This window comes from Poseidonibacter lekithochrous, assembly GCF_013283835.1.
Classification (GTDB): domain Bacteria; phylum Campylobacterota; class Campylobacteria; order Campylobacterales; family Arcobacteraceae; genus Poseidonibacter; species Poseidonibacter lekithochrous.
Genome location: NZ_CP054052.1, coordinates 3,013,534 through 3,032,466 on the forward strand (window position 1 = coordinate 3,013,534; position 18,933 = coordinate 3,032,466).

The window sequence follows — 18,933 nt, forward strand, 5'->3', positions numbered from 1 at the left end:
AAATAATATGAAATAAAAATAGTATAAAAAAATGAAAGATGCAAAGTAAAATATAAAAAGATATTTTTTGAGTACATATAAAAGTTATTTGTTAATAAACCATGTAAAGTATCAGACTTTTGCCAATATGATTCTAGGAATTCAACAAGTATAAAAATAATTAGTAGGGAAATTAAATCCATGTAGTTTAAAAAATAAACAATAAGGGGGTTAACCCTTATTGCTCATCTGGATAAGAAAATTTAATTTTCTTATCTTTGTATAGACCAGTTCCAACAGGAATTGTTCTACCAATAACAACGTTTTCTTTTAAGTCTTCTAACATATCCATTTTAGCTGAAATTGCAGCCTCTGTTAATACTTTAGTAGTCTCTTGGAATGATGCAGCAGAAATAATAGAATCAGATGTAACAGCCGCTCTTGTAATACCAAGTAATAATGGTTCAGCAATTGCAGGTTCTCCACCTAATTTAATAATTCTTTCATTCTCAATTTTAAATCTTTTCTTAGAGATCATATCTCCAATAATAAATTTAGTGTCTCCACCATCTAAGATAGAAACTTGTCTTAACATTTGAGATGTAATAACCTCAATATGTTTATCAGCAATATTTACCCCTTGAGATCTATATACTTGCTGTACTTCAGATACAATGAAGTAATGTAATGCTTTTTCACCTAAGATTCTTAATACATCATGAGGAGATGTTTGACCATCAGTTAATGCCTCACCAGCATGAACGAACTCACCTTCGTGTACTAAAATTTGCTTAGATTTTTCTACTAAGAATTCACCCTTCTTACCATGTTCATCAGTAATGATAATTCTAGATTTATTTCTTAATGGTTTACCAAATGAAACCATTCCGTCAAATGATGCTAATACAGCAATTGACTTAGGTCTTCTTGCTTCAAATAACTCAGATACTCTTGGAAGACCCCCAGTAATATCTTTCGATTTTTGAGTTGCTTTTGGTGTTTTACCAATAACATCTGCAACTTGTACTTTTTGACCTTCTGCAACATTTAATGATGTTTTAGGGTCTAATGAATATCTAATAATATCTTTATCTTCAGTTGCTAAAAGAACTGTAGGCTTATAACCACTTGGGATATATTCATTAAGTACTAATTTAGAAGTACCAGTTAATTCATCGAATTGCTCAGAAACAGTAACACCAGGAATAATATCTTCAAATGAGATAATACCTTCTTGTTCTGCAATTGAAGGATTCGAGTACGGATCCCATTCTGCAATAACTACTTGTTCTGTAGTTTCAGGAACAGCAATCATAGATTCTTTTTCAACGTTTACGTTATCATCTAACTCAACTTTAGAACCTCTAGCAATATAGTGTCTTAAAGCTTCTCTACCTTCACCATCAACAACAACAGCAAATAAACCTTTTTCAACAACTGTATAACCAGCTTTAATATCTTCTTTTCTCTCTAAGTAATCGCCAGTTAATTTGTAATATTTAACTGTACCTTTAGCACCAGAAGTGATTTTAGAAGTAATAGGAGCTCCATCAGCAACTCTTAATTCAGAAGCGAAAGGAATTCTGTTTGGAACATTCCAACCATCTTTGATCATCTCAACGATTGATTCATTTTCTTCTACTTCAATACCATCTCTATAAGGTAAGTATAATTTACCTTCAATTTTTCCAGATACACCTGCAAGCTCATTAGCTTTAGCAACGTCATTCTTTCTTAAGTAGTATTTTTTCTCATCTTTACCATTAGCTAAAGTTAAAATAATCTCTTCGTGAAGAGTTTCTACTGTAACATTACCTTTAAATGGTGCATTAATTTTAGGCTCAACTAATAAGATACCAGCATTTCTTCTATTAGCAACGATAGATTTTCCATCTCTGTCAATATAAGTTTTAATGTTGTAGTATCTAATGAAACCTTCTTTATCAGCTCTTAATTCTCTCTCAGTTTGAGTAGCACTTGCAGTACCACCAACGTGGAAAGTTCTAAGTGTAAGCTGTGTTCCTGGCTCACCAATAGATTGAGCGGCAACAACACCAACTGCTTCACCAGGAGTTGCTTTTCTTTGCTCACCTAAGTTAAGACCATAACATTTAGAACATAAACCATGTTCAACTTTACAAGTTAATGGTGTTCTAATAGTAACAGCTTTTACTTCAGCATCAGCAACAACTTTTGCATCTTCCTCAGTAATTAAAGTACCCTCAGTGAAAAGAATCTCATTTGAAATAGGATCAATGATATCTTCAGCAATAACTCTACCTGTGATTCTCTCTTCTAATGCTTCAATTAATTCATTACCAGAAGAAATATCAGTAATTTCAATACCTTCGTGAGTACCACAATCTTCAATTGTAATTCTAACGTTTTGAGATACATCAATTAGTTTTCTTGTTAAGTACCCTGCATTGGCTGTTTTAAGAGCTGTATCCGCAAGACCTTTTCTAGCACCGTGAGTAGAAATAAAGTACTCAAGTACATTTAGACCTTCTCGGAAGTTTGAAATAATTGGAGTTTCAATAATAGTCCCATCTGGCTTTGCCATAAGACCCCTCATACCTGATAACTGTCTAATCTGTGCAGCAGAACCTCTAGCCCCAGAATCAGCCATCATATAAATAGAGTTGAATCCATTTTTATCTTGCTCAACTAAGTTCATCATTTCAGAACCAAGCTTGTTGTTAACTTCAGTCCAGATATCAATAATCTTATTATATCTTTCTTGCTCAGTTAATAAACCTTGACCAAATTGTTTTTGAACTTCGATTACTTCTTTTTTAGAAGAAGCAATATGTCCAACTTTTGATTCAGGAACTCTAATATCATCAATTGATACAGAAATACCAGCATCAGTTGCATATCTGAAACCTAAGTTCTTTAAGTTATCTAAGAATTTTGGAGTTACTTCATATCCACCATGTTTGTAGATATAATCAACTAAAATACCGATATCTTTTTTCTTTAAAATCTTGTTCCATAAGTTTAAAGGTACAAACTCAGGTAAAATTTCATGAACAATTAATCTACCAACAGTTGTATGAATAACTTTGTTGTCAATCTTAGTTCTAATTTTTGCATGTAAATCAACTTGACCCATTTCAAGAGCAATTCTAGCTTCATTTACACCAGTGAATAATTTATGTTCACCTTTTACACCATCTTTTTCTAATGATAGGTAGTAAATACCTAAAATCATATCCTGAGAAGGTACGGCAATTGCACGACCTGATGCAGGTAAAAGAATATTCATAGAAGACATCATAAGAATCTTAGCTTCAGCTACAGCTTCTTGTGATAATGGAACGTGAACGGCCATTTGATCCCCATCGAAATCGGCATTGAAGGCAGCACAAACTAGTGGATGTAATCTAATAGCTTTCCCATCAATTAAAACTGGGTGGAACGCTTGAATAGAAAGTTTATGAAGAGTTGGCGCTCTATTCAGTAATACTGGATATTCATCAACGATTTCATTTAAACATTCCCAAACTTCATTAGTTTCAGACTCAATTAATCTCTTTGCAGATTTTAATGTAGTTGCATAACCTTTTTCTTCAAGTTTAGCCATTAAATGTGGTTTAAATAACTCAAGAGCCATTTTCTTAGGAATACCACATTGGTCCATATTTAAAGTAGGTCCAACAACAATTACAGATCTACCAGAGAAGTCAACTCTTTTTCCAAGTAAGTTTTGTCTAAATCTTCCTTGTTTACCTTTAATAATTTCAGATAAAGATTTTAAAGGTCTTTTATTAGCACCCTTAACTGCGTTAGCTGTTTTACCATTATCAAATAAAGCATCAACTGCCTCTTGAAGCATTCTTTTTTCATTTCTAATAATGATTTCAGGTGCATCAAGTTCTGTTAATCTCTTAAGTCTGTTATTTCTGTTAATTACTCTTCTATAAAGGTCATTAACATCAGAAACAGCAAATTTACCACCATCTAAAGATACTAATGGTCTTAAATCTGGTGGAAGAACTGGTAACTGAGTTAACATCATCCATTCAGGTCTATTTCCAGAGTTAATAAAGTTTTCAACAACTTTTAATCTTTTGATAATAGTTTTTCTTTTAGCTTCTGATTTAGTTCCAGCCATTTCTTCTTTTAACTTAGTTAATAATTCAAATAAGTCTAAAGTTTCTAATAAATCTCTTACAACTTGTCCACCCATATCAGCTTCAAAACCAGTATGTTCAAATAAATCAGAGATTGTTCTGTATTGTTCTTCATTTAAGATATCGAATTTTGAAACTTTTTTAGTTTTTTCGTTATCATAGAATGCTTCACCAGCTTCAGAAACAATGTATGCTTCGTAATATAATACTCTCTCAAGGTCTTTTAATTTAACACCTAATAAAGTACCAATTCTAGTTGGTAAAGATGATACCATCCAAATGTGTGCAACAGGAGATACTAAATCAATATGTCCCATTCTGTGTCTTCTAACTTTTGAAGAAGTTACTTCAACACCACATTTTTCACATACAACACCTTTGTATCTCATCTTTTTGTATTTACCACAAAGACATTCGTAATCTTTTACTGGTCCAAAAATCTTAGCACAAAATAAACCATCTCTTTCAGGCTTAAGTGTTCTATAGTTAATAGTCTCTGGTTTTTTTACTTCCCCAGATGACCAAGATAGAATTTTTTCAGGACTTGCAAGTCTTAATTGAAAGGCCGAGAAATCTGTCGGTCTTTCTAATTCTTTAATTTCAATTGGTTCTAATATTTTTTCATTATTACTCATTGTTTTCTACCTCTTCAAAAATCTCTACGTCTAGTCCAAGAGCTTTAAGCTCTTTTGTTAATACGAAGAATGTTTCAGGAACACCTGAACTTGGCACATTTTCACCGTTTGCGATAGCTCTATAAGCTCTAGTTCTACCTTCAACGTCATCAGATTTAGTTGTTAACATTTCTTTAAGAACATTAGTAGCACCATAAGCTTCAAGAGCCCATACTTCCATTTCCCCAAATCTTTGTCCACCAAATAATGCTTTACCACCAACTGGCTGTTGTGTTACAAGTGAGTAAGGTCCAGTAGATCTAGCATGCACTTTTTCATCAACTAAGTGATGAAGTTTAAGCATATACATGTAACCTACATTTACTCTTTCCTTCATTTTTTCACCCGTCTTACCATCAGTAAGTTGAGTTTTACCATCTGAATCAATTTTAGCTAATTCAAATAATTTAACGAATTCATCTTCTTTAACACCATCGAATACTTGAGTTGCAAATCTAACACCTTTAGTCCAATCTTGACCATAAGCAATTAAATCTTCATCAGATAAAGAATCCATGAATTCTTTTCCACCCATTAATTTAGCAACAGATGCAATTTCACTCATTTTAGCTCTTAATTCTTTGATAAAGTCACTTTTCTTAGCTTCAAATAAATCTTGAATTTGAGCTCCAAGTTTTTTACCAACTAGACCTAAGTGAACTTCTAGAATCTGACCGATATTCATTCTTGATGGTACCCCTAGTGGGTTAAGAATAACGTCAACTGTTGAACCATCTTCTAAGTAAGGCATATCAACTTGAGGTACGATGTTAGAAACAATACCTTTGTTTCCGTGACGTCCTGCCATTTTATCCCCAACTTTAATCTTTCTTTTAGTTGCAACATAAACTTTAACTTGTTTAATTACACCAGAAGGTAAGATATCATCGTGTTCTAATACTTGAAGTTTTTCTTCATGATCATCTCTTAATTGAGCTTTTTGTTTAATGAAATATTCTTTAATTTCATTATATTTTTTCTCAATTTCTTTATCAAATGAAGCTACAACTTTTTTCATAGCAAATCTATTAACACTTGCTAATACATCAACAGGAATATTTTCACCGCTTTTGTAAGTCACTTCTTCTACTTCAACATCTTTAGCTAATGGAGATTTAGATAATAAATCATTAATTTTTAAGATTTCTTCTCTATCTAACATTAGTAATTTATCGTGATGTTTTACATCAAGTTCAGCTTTTTCTGCTTCAATTTCAGCAACAGCTCTTTCGTCTTTTTCGTATCCTTTTTTAGTGAATACTTTAACGTCAACAACTGTACCTTCCATAGAAGTAGGAGTTACTAATGATTTATTAATAACGTGACCAGCTTTTTCACCGAAGATTGCTCTTAAAAGTCTTTCTTCAGGAGTTGGTTTAATTTCACCTTTTGGTGTAACTTTTCCAACAAGAATCATTCCTGGTTTAATGTAAGTTCCTACTTTGATAATACCTGAACTATCAAGATGAGTAATAGACTCTTCTTTAACACCTGGTAAATCTCTAGTAATCTCTTCATTACCATGTTTTAACTCTCTACATTCAACTTCTTTTTCATAAATATGAATAGACGTAAATGCGTCTTCTTCAATTAATCTTTCAGAAAGAACGATAGCATCTTCATAGTTATATCCATTCCATGGCATGAAGGCAACACAAGCATTAACACCAACAGCTAATTCACCATTATCCATAGATGGACCATCAGCAATTACCTGACCAGCTTCAACGATTGCACCTTCTTTAGTACCAATTCTTTGACCAAATGAAGTATTATTATTTGTTCTTACGTTTTTATTAACTGTATAGTGATCAATGAAAGCACCGTCTTCATCTTCACCTCTAACGTAGATATTTTTAGCATCAGCTTTTTCAATAACTCCGCCTCTTTTAGCTTTAATAGCTTCCCATGCATCTCTTGCAACTGTTTTTTCTAAACCAGTTCCAACTACAGGAGCATTAGGCTTTAATAATGGAACAGCTTGTCTCATCATATTTGATCCCATTAGGGCTCTGTTGGCATCATCATGCTCTAAGAATGGAATTAAAGATGCAGCAACACCCATAACCATTTGAGAAGAGATATCAATTAAATCAACTTTAGCTTTTTCAACTAAATAAATTTCACCATCTTGTCTAGCTTCAATTAGATTTTCAATAATTTTACCATTATCGTCAACTTTAGTTGAACCAGGAGCAATAATTAAACCCTCTTCTTGAGTAGCTGTATAGTATTTAATTTCATCAGTTACAATACCATCTTTAACAGTTTTGTAAGGAGCTTCAATAAATCCTAAATCATTTACTTTAGAGAAAGTAGATAATGTATTAATAAGACCAATATTTTGACCCTCTGGAGTTTCAACTGGACAAATTCTACCATAGTGAGTTGCATGAACATCTCTTACTTCGAATCCGGCTCTTTCTTTAACAAGACCACCTTCACCAAGTGCAGAAAGTCTTCTTTTATGAGTAACTTCTGATAATGGGTTAGTTTGATCCATAAATTGTGATAACTGCCCAGATGTAAAGAATTCAGTAATAGTTGACGTAATCATTTTAGAGTTTACTAAATCATGTGGCATAATATCTTCTAATGTACCAGATAATGTAGTCATTTTATCTCTAATAGCTTTTTGCATTTTGATTAAACCAGAATGTAATTCATTAGCTAATAATTCACCAATTGCTCTAATTCTTCTGTTACCTAAGTGATCTCTATCATCAATATGACCGTGACCAGACTTAACTTTAACTAAGTATTGAACAGTTTTAATAACATCTTCATAAGTTAATGTAGTAACGTACTCAGGTACATTTACACCTAACTTGTGATTCATTTTCATTCTACCAACTTTAGTTAAGTCATATCTTTCTGGATCGAAGAATAATTTCTTAACAAATTCTTTAGCAGCTTCTTTAGTTACAGGCTCACCTGGTCTCATTACTTTATAAATTCTGATTGCTGATAAATCATTTTCATCATCAATTTGCTCAGTTTGTTTTAATAATTTTAAAGATTCAGCATCTTGTTTAAATGCATTAATAATAGAATTATCAACACCTGTTGCTAAATCATTTGCAATATCAAAATTATCGAAACCTAAGTCAAGTAATTTTTTAAGTTTGATTTCATCAAGATTAGTTAAAGCATCAAATAATACTTCTCCTGATTCAGGATCAAAAATAGTGTTAGCTGTTGATCTATCCATTAATAATTCAATTGGATACTCAACTAATTTTAAACCACCCTCAGCTAAAGCATTAGCTTTTCTAGCTGTAAGTCTTTTCCCAGCAGCTAAAACTAAATTACCTTTTTCATCTTTAATATCAAATTCAACTCTTCCAGTAAAATCTTCTGGATTAAATTCTGTTAAGAATTTGTTGTTTTTAACTTTAATATTTAAAATTGGGTAGAATAATTTGATAATATCTTCTTTAGAGTAACCTAATGCTCTGAATAAAATAGTAACTGGAACTTTTCTTCTTTTGTTAATTCTTACATATAATACATCTTTTGCATCATATTCGAAGTATAACCAAGAACCTCTATCTGGAATAATTTGACCAGTATAGATAAGTTTATTGTCAGCAGTATTTGATTCTTCTTCTTTAAAGATAACACCTGGAGATCTGTGTAATTGGTTTACAACTACTCTTTCTACACCGTTAACAATAAATGAAGTTCTATCAGTCATTAAAGGAATTTCTCTGATGAATAAAGATTGTTCTTTCATATCTTTAACACCAATTTTTTCACCAGTCTTCTCGTCTAAATCCCATAAAGTTAATCTAATATTAATTTTTAAAGGAATAGAGTATGTAAGACCTCTAACCATAGACTCTCTAACGTCATATTTTGGTTTACCAACATCAGAACCTAAATAGTCTAATGTAATTCTGTTTTGAGCGTCGTGAATAGGGAAAATAGATTTAAATACTTTTTCGATTCCAGCTGTATGTCTTTCTTCTTGTCCAATCATTAAGAATGTATCATAAGAATTTTGTTGAAGTTGTAATAAGTTTGGAATTTCAATTTGTTGTGGATTTTTAGCAAAATCAACTCTAAGTCTATTACCAGATTTTAATGAGTTTAACATTATCGGCCTTGTTATAAAATTTGGTTTAGTTTTTTAGCTTTTATTATAAAGCACAAAAGCATCCCTAAAGGATAGGGTTAAAATTTTGGGTAAATTCTAACCTTAGCCTTCAAAGATGCTAATCTTTACACAAGGCCGTCGCCTTGTGTACGTTTAAAAGTGAGATGGGAGAATTATACTAATTCTACAGTTGCTCCAGCACCTTCTAAGTCAGCTTTTGCAGCTTCAGCGTCGTCTTTAGAAATTCCTTCTTTAACAACAGCTCCAGCTTCTTCAGCCATACCTTTAGCTTCTTTTAATCCAAGACCTGTTAACGCTCTAATTACTTTAATTACGTTAATTTTCTTAGCACCAGCATCTTTTAATACTACGTTGAATTCTGTTTGCTCTTCAGCAGCTTCAACAGCTCCACCAGCAGCACCAGCTACAGCAACAGGCTGTGCAGATACTCCAAATTTTTCTTCGAATTCTTTTACTAATTCAGAAAGCTCTAATACAGATAAGTTAGAGATGTATTCTAATACGTCTTCTTTAGAAATTGCCATTTCATTTTTCCTTAATTTTTATTATTTTATTTTAATTATTTGTTAACTGCTTAATATGTATTAAGCTGCCTCTTCTTCTTTTTTCTTGCTAAGTGCATCAAGTCCAATTGTAAAGTTTTGAACTGGAGCCATCCATGTAGCAGCAAGCATACCAAGAAGTTCTTCTCTAGATGGTAATTTAGCGAACGCATTAACTCTAGCAATATCAGAAATTTCACCTTCGATGATACCTGATTTGATTTCAAATTTATCTTTGTTTGCCATTGCGAATTTATCAGCAACTTTACAAGCAGAAATTTGATCATCAGACCATAAGAAAATATTAGTTCCAGATAATTCAATATCACCTAATTCAGCATTTCTTACAGCAACTGTAACTAATGTGTTTTTAGCAACTTGAACTTTGGCACCATTTTCTCTAGCATCGTTTCTTAAAGTTTCTAATTCTTTATGAGTAAGTCCTTTATAATCACAAACTACGATAGCTTGAGACTCTTTGAATTCACCTGTTAAAAAATCAACTACTTCAGATTTTTGTTGTTTAGTCATTTATATATCTCCTTCCAAAACATCCAACTTCAGCAGGTCTTACAAAATACAGGAGTATGTATTTTACCGGCTATCTTCAGTTTTTAATGTAGTGCTTTGAACACTCAAACGTGAAGATATAAAAATATCTTCACTATTGAATGTTAAATAGGCTATAAGCTTATTTAATGTCCATTAATTCTGATGTATCAACATTAACAGATGGTGACATAGTTAATGAGAATGCAGCGTTAGCGATATATCTACCTTTAGCAGATGAAGGCTTCGCTTTATTAATAGCAGCAATGAAAGATTCTATATTTTCTTTAATCGCTTCTTCAGAGAATGACACTTTACCAACTGCAGCTTGCATGTTACCTTTTTTATCAACTCTATATGCAACTTGACCACCTTTAGCATCATTAACAGCTTTAGTTACGTCCATAGTTACAGTACCAGTTTTAGGGTTAGGCATTAAACCTTTTGGTCCTAAGATTCTACCTAGTTTACCAACTAATCCCATACAATCAGGAGTTGCAATTAATACGTCAAAGTTGATTTCTCCACCTTGAACAGCTTCAACTAAATCATCATTTCCAACGATATCTGCACCAGCTGCTTTAGCTTCATCAACTTTAGCACCTTTAGCGAAAACTGCAACTCTTACAGTTTTACCAGTTCCGTTTGGAAGTACAACTGCACCTCTAATCATTTGATCTGCATGTCTTGGGTCAACGTTTAAGTTTAAAGAAACTTCAACTGACTCGTCGAATTTAGCAGATGCTAAGTTTTTAACTAAACTACAAGCTTCAGCGAAAGAGTAATCTCTTTCTTCAATTTTTTCTGATAAAGCTTTATATCTTTTTGAAATTTTTGCCATTTTGTTCTCCGCAATGAATTATTTTTTTGCTACCGCCATTTCAAGTCTGGCGGTAAGACCTATTTTACTAATTAGAATATTATAATTCTGTAGTAATTCCCATTGATCTAGCTGAACCAGCAACAATTTTTGCAGCTTGTTCTTTATCGTTTGTATTTAAATCAGCGATTTTCATTTCAACGATTTCTAAAACTTGCTCTTTAGTTAAAGAAGCAATTTTATTTTTTAAAGGATTATCAGAACCTTTTTTGATTCCAGCAGCCTTCTTAATTAAGTCAGTCATTGGTGGTTGTTTTAAAACAAATGTAAAACTTTTGTCTGAATAAACAGTAATTTCTACAGGGATGTTAAATCCACTTTTATCTTTAGTTTTTTCATTGAATGCTTTACAGAATTCCATGATATTGATACCTCTTTGACCTAATGCAGGTCCAACAGGTGGTGATGGGTTTGCAGCACCAGCAGGGATTTGTAATTTAAGTATTCCAGTTACTTTTTTAGCCATGCTAATTATCCTTTTATTTTTTAATTTGTTAATGATTTAGGCATTAGGCAAGAAAACTATAATGAAGAAGCAAGTTTTTTTGCCTAATGCCTAGAAAGTGAAATTTATACTACTCTTTCTACTTGAGAGTATGAAATTTCAACTGGTGTATTTCTACCGAAAATAGAAACATTTAATTTTAATATTCCTGAAGCCATATCGAAGTCTTCCACAACACCATTAAAGTTTGCAAATGGACCTTCGTTTATTCTAACCATTTCACCTTCATCAAATGAAACTTTTGGTTTAGCAGCAGCTCTATTTTCAACTTTGTCTAAAATAGCTTTAATATCTCTGTCAGATAATGGAGTAGGTTTTTTAGATTCACCAATGAATCTACCAACTCTTGGCATTGATTGAATTCTATGCCATAATGCAGTATCTAGATCAATCTTAGCAAATGCGTAAGCTGGGTATAAAGGTCTCTCTACGATTGACTTTTTACCTTTTTTAATCTCAATTAAATCTTCAGTTGGAACTAATACTTCTGAAATTTTACCATCAGCCATTTCTTCTGCTAGTTGAAGAAGAGCTCTTTTAACAGACAACTCACTCCCAGAGTAAGTTTGAATTGCATACCAATTTTGTGCCATTATATATTATCCTTAGTTCATTACAGAAGATAAGCTTAAAGACATAACTGCGTCAATCAGTGCTAAGAATAGTGATATTACAGTCACTACGATAAATACAGATAAATATGCAGATCTAATTTGTTCTTTTATAGGAAAAATTACTTTAAATAACTCTTCTTTAGCATTTTTATAATAAGTTTTTAATTTGTTCACAATTGACTCCAAGTATAAATGAAAATAAGCTTGTAAATTCTTTTAAAAACAGTCTATACTACTTTTAAAAAAATTTATAGTGGCAGGCCAGGAGGGACTCGAACCCACAGCCGTCGGATTTGGAATCCGGCGCTCTACCATTGGAGCTACTGACCTGCTTGAAAAGAAGGCCTGCTAGATGCAGACCTTTAAATTAAAGTCTTACGACTTTAATTTTACTTCTTTATGAGAAGTATGTTTTTTTAATCTAGGACTATATTTCTTAGTCTCAAACTTTTCAGTATGAGTCTTAGGGTTTTTAGTCGTAGTGTAGTTAATATCACCACACTCTTGACATTTTAATCCGATTTTAATTCTATTACCGTTTGCCATCTAAAATTCCTTACACAAGGATTTCAGCAACAACACCTGCACCTACTGTTCTACCACCTTCTCTAATAGCGAACTGAGTTCCCTTTTCAAGAGCGATTGGAGCAACAAGTTTAACAGTCATTTCAACGTTATCACCAGGCATAACCATTTCAGTTCCCTCTGGTAAAGTACAAGAACCAGTAACATCAGTAGTTCTTACATAGAATTGCGGTCTGTATCCTGAGAAGAATGGAGTGTGTCTACCACCTTCCTCTTTAGAAAGGATATATACTTCACATCTGAATTCAGTGTGTGGAGTAATTGTACCTGGCTTAATAAGAACTTGTCCTCTTTGAACTTCTTCTTTTTTAATACCTCTAATTAAGATACCAGCGTTATCACCAGCTTCAGCGTATTCCATTTCTTTTCTGAACATTTCAATACCAGTAACTGTAGTAGTTTGAGTATCTTTTAATCCAACGATTTCAATAGATTCACCTAATTTAATTGTACCTTTAGAAATAGCACCAGTTACAACTGTTCCTCTTCCAGAGATAGAGAATACATCTTCAACAGGCATTAAGAAATCTTTATCAGTATCTCTTTGTGGAGTTGGGATATAAGCATCAACTTCGTTCATTAGGTTATAAATCTTTTCAGACCATTCACCAGCTGTACCAGCTTTAGCTTCTTCTAATGCTTGGAATGCAGATCCAGCTACGATTGGAGTATCGTCACCTGGGAAGTCATACTCAGAAAGTAATTCTCTTACTTCCATTTCAACTAATTCTAACATTTCTTCTTTATCTTCGTCATCTAATTGATCTTCTTTGTTTAAGAATACAACAATGTAAGGTACACCTACTTGCTTAGATAATAAGATATGCTCTCTTGTTTGTGCCATAGGACCATCAGTTGAAGCAATTACTAAAATAGCTCCATCCATTTGTGCAGCACCAGTAATCATGTTTTTAACGTAATCGGCGTGACCTGGACAATCTACGTGAGCGTAGTGTCTAGTTTCAGTTTCGTACTCAACGTGAGAAGTAGCAATAGTAATTCCTCTTTCTCTTTCTTCTGGAGCGTTATCAATTTGATCGTAATCCATAGTAGCTTGACCATTTTTAAGCCCTAAACACATAGTGATAGCTGCTGTTAATGTAGTTTTACCGTGGTCAACGTGACCAATTGTTCCAATGTTAACGTGCGGTTTGCTTCGTTCGAATTTTTCTTTTGCCATAGAAATTCCCCTTCTAAATTGTGATTATTGCCCTCTGAGTAGATAAGCCCATTAGCTTCTCTATTCAGAGGGGATTTGTTATTATTATTTTGTATATTTTCTACAAATATACTTTTGTGACGTGTATTATATTTAATTAATACTAAAAAAGACTTTAAAGGGAGTAAATAATTGTAGAGTTATAAAAAATATGCGCTTATAACTCAGCTCCCAGTAATCAATAAAATAAATGGAGCGGGAAACGAGACTCGAACTCGCGACAATCTGCTTGGAAGGCAGAGGCTCTAGCCAACTGAGCTATTCCCGCGCTCATTATATGGTGGTGAGAGAAGGATTTGAACCTTCGAAGCCTAAGGCGGCGGATTTACAATCCGCAGGATTTGACCACTCTCCAACCTCACCGTTGAAAATTTATTGTTCTGGTCAAGCGCTGGTCTCAAGGACTACGCAGGACATAAAAAAATGGAGCTGGTGAAGGGACTTGAACCCCCGACCTGCTGATTACAAATCAGCTGCTCTAGCCAAGCTGAGCTACACCAGCATCCGTACAATTTAAAAATGGTGGCTCGAGACAGAATCGAACTGTCGACACATGGATTTTCAATCCATTGCTCTACCGACTGAGCTATCGCGCCACTACCTAAATTGGAGTGAAATTATATACAGATGTATATTAAAGTTTACTTAAATTATTTACTAAATTCTTGAATTCTTTTCCACGAGCTGAATATGAAGTGTATTGATCTAGTGAAGCTGCCGAAGGAGACAGTATTCCAACACCTTTTAGGTCTAATTTTGTATCAATAATTTCTACTGCATTCTTTAAAATTTCACATTTGTTCACGTTAATTTTATAATTATTACAATAATTTTTTATTTTTTCTGTATTCGAGCCAATCGCATACACATGGATATCCAAGTCTTTTATATAATCAAATAATGGTAATAAATTTGCACCCTTGTCATCTCCACCTAAAATCAAGTGAATTTCCATCTCTTTATATGAATAAAGAGCATTAATTGTTGCATCAACATTAGTAGCTTTTGAGTCATTTATCCACAATCTTTTCTGTGAATCATTAAACTCTTCTACTTTATGTTCATCAATAGTAAAGGTATTAATTCTTTCATAATCAATTTCATCAAATAAAATCTTTTTACTTGCTAATGCTAAAAGAGCATCTAAAAGAAATGGTTCTTTAAATTTAATTTTTGTTCTATCTATATTAAAGTATTCACATAGATCATCACTATTTTTATAAGTAATAAGTTTTGCATTAGTTTTAATATCTTTAAACTCATCAGGAACTATAGCAATTTCATTTTCATTCATTGTTAGCACTGGTTTTATTTTAGAGGCTTTGTACTCTTCATAATTTCCATGCCAAGTAATGTGATCTTCACTAATTGGTAATAAAATATATAAATTAGGTTTTGCCTTATTCGTATAATGTAAAGTAAAAGATGATGTTTCTAGAATCCATATAGATGAATTCTCATCTAGTTTACTTAGAGGTGTTCCAATATTACCACCATATACACTATTATAAACTTCTAATATATGTTGACACATTTGAGTTGTTGTAGTTTTACCATTAGTTCCAGATATCCAAATTGAGAAAGGCATATCATCACTATATAAGTCATAATCACTTTGCACATTCTTTGAGTTTAAAACCATTTGATTATGAGGTGGGATTCCAGGGCTTACAACAGTAATTTCATTTGAGTTTGTATCATATGATGAGAAATCACTATCATCATATAATAAAGCATTAGGATAAACATCTTTAATAGCTTGTGCTGTTAAACCTTTACCTAATACTCTAATTGCTTTATTATTAACTTTCATTATCTACCTAATTTTTAGACTCATTAGAGCAAATAAGTTTGTCATAAAAGATATTATCCAAAATCTTACGATAATTTTATTTTCTTTCCAACCTTTTTGTTCAAAATGATGGTGTATAGGAGCCATAAGGAAAACTCTTTTTTGTCTTAATTTATAAGAACCAACTTGAAGTATTACAGATACAGTTTCAAGTACAAAAATAAAACCAATTACTACTAATAAAATTTCAGACTTAGCAACAATTGCCATATAACCTAAAAAAGCTCCAATTGGCAGTGATCCAGAATCTCCCATAAATACCTGTGCTGGATGAGAATTGAACCAAAGAAAAGCAATTAATGAGCCTGAAATTGCAGCACCCATAATTGCTAATTCACCTGCTATTTGAATATTAGGCAATAAAAGGTATCCAGCAATTACTGCATGGCCCGTAATATAAACTAATACTGACAGTGTAAAAAATGCCATAATAGAAGGAACTGTAGCTAATCCATCTAAACCATCAGTTAAGTTAACAGCATTAGAAGCTGCAACTATAACCAACATCCAAAATACAATTGCAAATAATCCCATATCAAATATAGGTAATTTATAAAATGGTGTATATAATGTAGTTGTATGATTATAAACAAAAAGTACAACTATCACTGCAAGTGCTGCTAAGAATTGTAATGCAAGTTTTGCTCTTGCACTTAATCCTGCATCATTTTTGTTATTTGAAATCTTTGAATAATCATCTTGAATACCTATTAGAGAGAATAATGCAATAGTTAGCAATCCCCCACAGATATAAAAGTTATTTAACTTTGCTGTTAATAATGTAGCTATTAATGTAGCAAATATGAAAACTACTCCACCCATTGTTGGAGTTCCTGCTTTTTCTTTATGAGAATCAGGAGCATGTTCATAGATTGGTTGTGATGCTTTTTTTGATTTAGCCCATGATATAAACTTTGGAAGTAAATACATAGTTAATAAAAATGCAACAAAAAAACTAATCCCTGCTCTAATTGAAATATATTGAAAAATATTGATATCTAAATGTCTATAAAACCAATAAAACAAACTTAAACCTTCGTTTTGATATAATTCCTGCGATTATATTATATTATAGTTTTTAAAAGGGTTAAACAATGGCAAACAAAACAATTCTAGTAATTACAGATGGAATTGGACATAATGATTCAAATAAATACAATGCATTTAATAATGCAAACACTCCAACGTACGATAATTTATTTAAAAATGTTCCTTACTCACTAATTCATACTTATGGTGAACATGTAGGCTTACCTGATGGGCAAATGGGTAATTCAGAAGTAGGACATATGACAATTGGATGTGGTAGAACGCTTTATCAAGATTTAGTAAAAATCAATATTGCAATTAAAGAAGATACATTAAAAGACAATACACTATTAAATGAGACAATTAATTCATCAAATGATATTCACTTAGTTGGACTATTAAGTGATGGAGGTGTTCACTCACATATAAATCATATTATTGCAACAGCAAAACTTGCAAAAGAAAATGGTAAAAAAGTATTTTTACATATGATTACAGATGGACGAGATGTGGCTCCTGATTGTGCATCTAAATATATAGAAGAAATTCTTTCAATTTGTGATGAAGATATTAAGATTGCAACATTATCTGGAAGATACTATACAATGGATAGGGATTCAAGATGGGATAGAGTTCAAAAAGGACATGATGCAATTAGTATTGGATTACCTATGTCAAATAAATCTGAATTAGATTATATTGCAGATTCATATAAAGAAGATATTTTTGATGAATTTATTGTTCCATGTGCTTTTAATGGTTACAACGGATTAAAAGAGAATGATGGAATTATTTTCTGTAACTTTAGATCAGATAGAATGAGAGAAATCTCTTCAGCTTTTGCGAATTCAAACTTTTCACATTTCCCAAGATTTGCTGGTAAATTAAATATTGCTACTATGACTCAATATGATAAAAACTTACCATTACCTGTGTTATTCCCAAAAGACACACCTAAAAATACTCTAGCGGAAGTAATATCAAATGCGGGATTATCTCAATTACATACTGCTGAAACAGAAAAATACGCGCATGTAACATTTTTCTTTAATGGTGGGGTTGAAGAGCCTATGTTAAATGAATCTAGAGTTTTAATTCCTTCACCTGATGTAGCAACATATGACTTACAACCTCAAATGTCAGCACCTGAAGTTGGAACTGCAGTTAGAACATCAATGGATGAAGAAACTGACTTTATAGTTGTAAACTTTGCAAATGGTGATATGGTTGGACATACTGGTGTTTATGAAGCAGGTATTAAAGCTGTTGAAGCTGTTGATTATGAGCTTAGACAAATTATTGAAAAAGCAAAAGAAAAGGGTTACAATCTAATTTTAACATCTGATCATGGTAACTGTGAAATGATGAGAGATGAAAATGGTAATAAATTAACTAATCATACAGTAGGAGATGTTTACTGTTTTGTAATGTCTGAAAATGTTTCACAAGTTAAAGCAGGAAGTTTAAATAATATTGCGCCAACTGTTTTAGAATTAATGGGATTAGAAGTTCCAAGTGAAATGGATTCTAGTCTTATATAAAGCATTCATATGAATAAAATTGATATAAAAAAACTTGAAATTAAACATAATGGTAATACATTAGTTAATTTATCATTTAATATATCAAACTCTACAGCATTAATTGGGGAGAGTGGAAGTGGAAAGTCTTTAACATTAAAGGCTTTACTAAATCTTCTCCCTAATACACTAGATGCAAATAAACAAATAGATTCAAGTTTTACTTTAAATTCTGAATCTATAGGTTTTATTCCACAAAATCCTTTTACTTCTCTCTCACCAATGACAAAAATAGATAAACAATTTTTTTGTGATGATAAAAGAAAAGAAGAAGTATTAAAACTTGTTGATTTAGATACTTGGGTATTAAATAAATTCCCAAATCAATTAAGTGGAGGACAAATACAAAGAGTTATTATTGCAATTGCTCTAAGTAAAGACATCAAATTCTTATTACTTGATGAGCCAACAACTGCTTTAGATATTCAAAATAGAAATAATATTATAGGGTTGATTGATCAATTAATAAAAAAATTAAATATTTTAATTCTTTTTGTTACACATGACATAGAATCTATTAAAACATTATGTGAAGAAATTATCATTATTAAAGATGGTAGTATAGTTGAAATGGGAAAAACTGAAGATATTTTAAATAACCCAAAACATACTTACACAAAAACATTAATAAATTCTACTTTTAAAAATAAAACTTTCAGGACTTAATAA

At 32.0% G+C, this 18,933-nt stretch carries 14 protein-coding genes and 5 tRNA genes; 2 read left to right on the plus strand and 17 right to left on the minus strand.

Going from position 1 to position 18,933, the window contains the following annotated elements; genetic code table 11:
- Window positions 1-217: 217 nt before the first annotated feature.
- The 17 genes from rpoC to mraY all read right to left on the minus strand — a co-directional run bounded on the left by rpoC (window position 218) and on the right by mraY (window position 16,681).
- The gene (gene rpoC, locus ALEK_RS14585) at window positions 218-4,750 is read right to left on the minus strand and encodes a DNA-directed RNA polymerase subunit beta' (protein WP_071626851.1); all 4,533 of its coding nucleotides are present in this window, start codon (window positions 4,748-4,750) and stop codon (window positions 218-220) included.
- Complete coding sequence (gene rpoB / locus ALEK_RS14590; protein WP_071626850.1) at window positions 4,743-8,888, minus strand: DNA-directed RNA polymerase subunit beta; 4,146 nt, start codon at window positions 8,886-8,888, stop codon at window positions 4,743-4,745. Before rpoB ends, rpoC begins: the two co-directional genes overlap by 8 nt.
- Window positions 8,889-9,061: 173 nt before the next feature.
- Window positions 9,062-9,433: a 50S ribosomal protein L7/L12 gene (rplL, locus tag ALEK_RS14595; protein WP_071626849.1), complete on the minus strand. Its 372-nt coding sequence runs from the start codon at window positions 9,431-9,433 to the stop codon at window positions 9,062-9,064.
- A 60-nt stretch (window positions 9,434-9,493) separates the two neighbouring features.
- Complete coding sequence (rplJ, locus tag ALEK_RS14600) at window positions 9,494-9,982, minus strand: 50S ribosomal protein L10 (protein ID WP_071626848.1); 489 nt, start codon at window positions 9,980-9,982, stop codon at window positions 9,494-9,496.
- A 160-nt stretch (window positions 9,983-10,142) separates the two neighbouring features.
- Window positions 10,143-10,841 (minus strand): 50S ribosomal protein L1, encoded by a 699-nt coding sequence (gene rplA / locus ALEK_RS14605; RefSeq protein ID WP_071626847.1) that lies wholly within the window; start codon window positions 10,839-10,841, stop codon window positions 10,143-10,145.
- A 79-nt stretch (window positions 10,842-10,920) separates the two neighbouring features.
- Window positions 10,921-11,346, minus strand: coding sequence for a 50S ribosomal protein L11 (rplK, locus tag ALEK_RS14610; protein ID WP_071626846.1), 426 nt, complete (start codon window positions 11,344-11,346; stop codon window positions 10,921-10,923).
- 104 nt (window positions 11,347-11,450) lie between these two features.
- Window positions 11,451-11,978, minus strand: a complete 528-nt coding sequence (gene nusG / locus ALEK_RS14615) for a transcription termination/antitermination protein NusG (RefSeq protein WP_071626845.1) — start codon at window positions 11,976-11,978, stop codon at window positions 11,451-11,453.
- A gap of 12 nt (window positions 11,979-11,990) precedes the next feature.
- On the minus strand, window positions 11,991-12,173 hold the full coding sequence (secE, locus tag ALEK_RS14620; RefSeq protein ID WP_071626844.1) for a preprotein translocase subunit SecE: 183 nt from the start codon (window positions 12,171-12,173) through the stop codon (window positions 11,991-11,993).
- An 80-nt stretch (window positions 12,174-12,253) separates the two neighbouring features.
- Window positions 12,254-12,329 (minus strand) — tRNA-Trp (locus tag ALEK_RS14625).
- 45 nt (window positions 12,330-12,374) lie between these two features.
- Window positions 12,375-12,545: a 50S ribosomal protein L33 gene (gene rpmG / locus ALEK_RS14630; RefSeq protein WP_071626843.1), complete on the minus strand. Its 171-nt coding sequence runs from the start codon at window positions 12,543-12,545 to the stop codon at window positions 12,375-12,377.
- A 10-nt stretch (window positions 12,546-12,555) separates the two neighbouring features.
- Window positions 12,556-13,764: an elongation factor Tu gene (gene tuf, locus ALEK_RS14635; RefSeq protein WP_071626842.1), complete on the minus strand. Its 1,209-nt coding sequence runs from the start codon at window positions 13,762-13,764 to the stop codon at window positions 12,556-12,558.
- Window positions 13,765-13,994: 230 nt separating this feature from the next.
- Window positions 13,995-14,071: transfer RNA gene (locus tag ALEK_RS14640), tRNA-Gly, on the minus strand.
- A gap of 10 nt (window positions 14,072-14,081) precedes the next feature.
- Window positions 14,082-14,166, minus strand: a tRNA-Tyr gene (locus ALEK_RS14645).
- Window positions 14,167-14,227: 61 nt separating this feature from the next.
- Window positions 14,228-14,305 (minus strand) — tRNA-Thr (locus ALEK_RS14650).
- A gap of 18 nt (window positions 14,306-14,323) precedes the next feature.
- Window positions 14,324-14,399 (minus strand) — tRNA-Phe (locus tag ALEK_RS14655).
- Window positions 14,400-14,437: 38 nt separating this feature from the next.
- The gene (murD, locus tag ALEK_RS14660; protein ID WP_071626841.1) at window positions 14,438-15,616 is read right to left on the minus strand and encodes a UDP-N-acetylmuramoyl-L-alanine--D-glutamate ligase; all 1,179 of its coding nucleotides are present in this window, start codon (window positions 15,614-15,616) and stop codon (window positions 14,438-14,440) included.
- 3 nt (window positions 15,617-15,619) lie between these two features.
- Window positions 15,620-16,681, minus strand: coding sequence for a phospho-N-acetylmuramoyl-pentapeptide-transferase (mraY, locus tag ALEK_RS14665; protein WP_071626840.1), 1,062 nt, complete (start codon window positions 16,679-16,681; stop codon window positions 15,620-15,622).
- Between the two features lie 68 nt (window positions 16,682-16,749).
- Between mraY and gpmI the strand changes: the two genes are divergently transcribed.
- Both gpmI and ALEK_RS14675 read left to right on the plus strand, forming a co-directional pair.
- Entirely contained in the window at window positions 16,750-18,225 is a 1,476-nt protein-coding gene (gpmI, locus tag ALEK_RS14670; protein ID WP_071626839.1) for a 2,3-bisphosphoglycerate-independent phosphoglycerate mutase, read from the plus strand.
- Window positions 18,226-18,234: 9 nt separating this feature from the next.
- Window positions 18,235-18,930: an ATP-binding cassette domain-containing protein gene (locus ALEK_RS14675; protein WP_083574644.1), complete on the plus strand. Its 696-nt coding sequence runs from the start codon at window positions 18,235-18,237 to the stop codon at window positions 18,928-18,930.
- Window positions 18,931-18,933 lie beyond the last annotated feature (3 nt).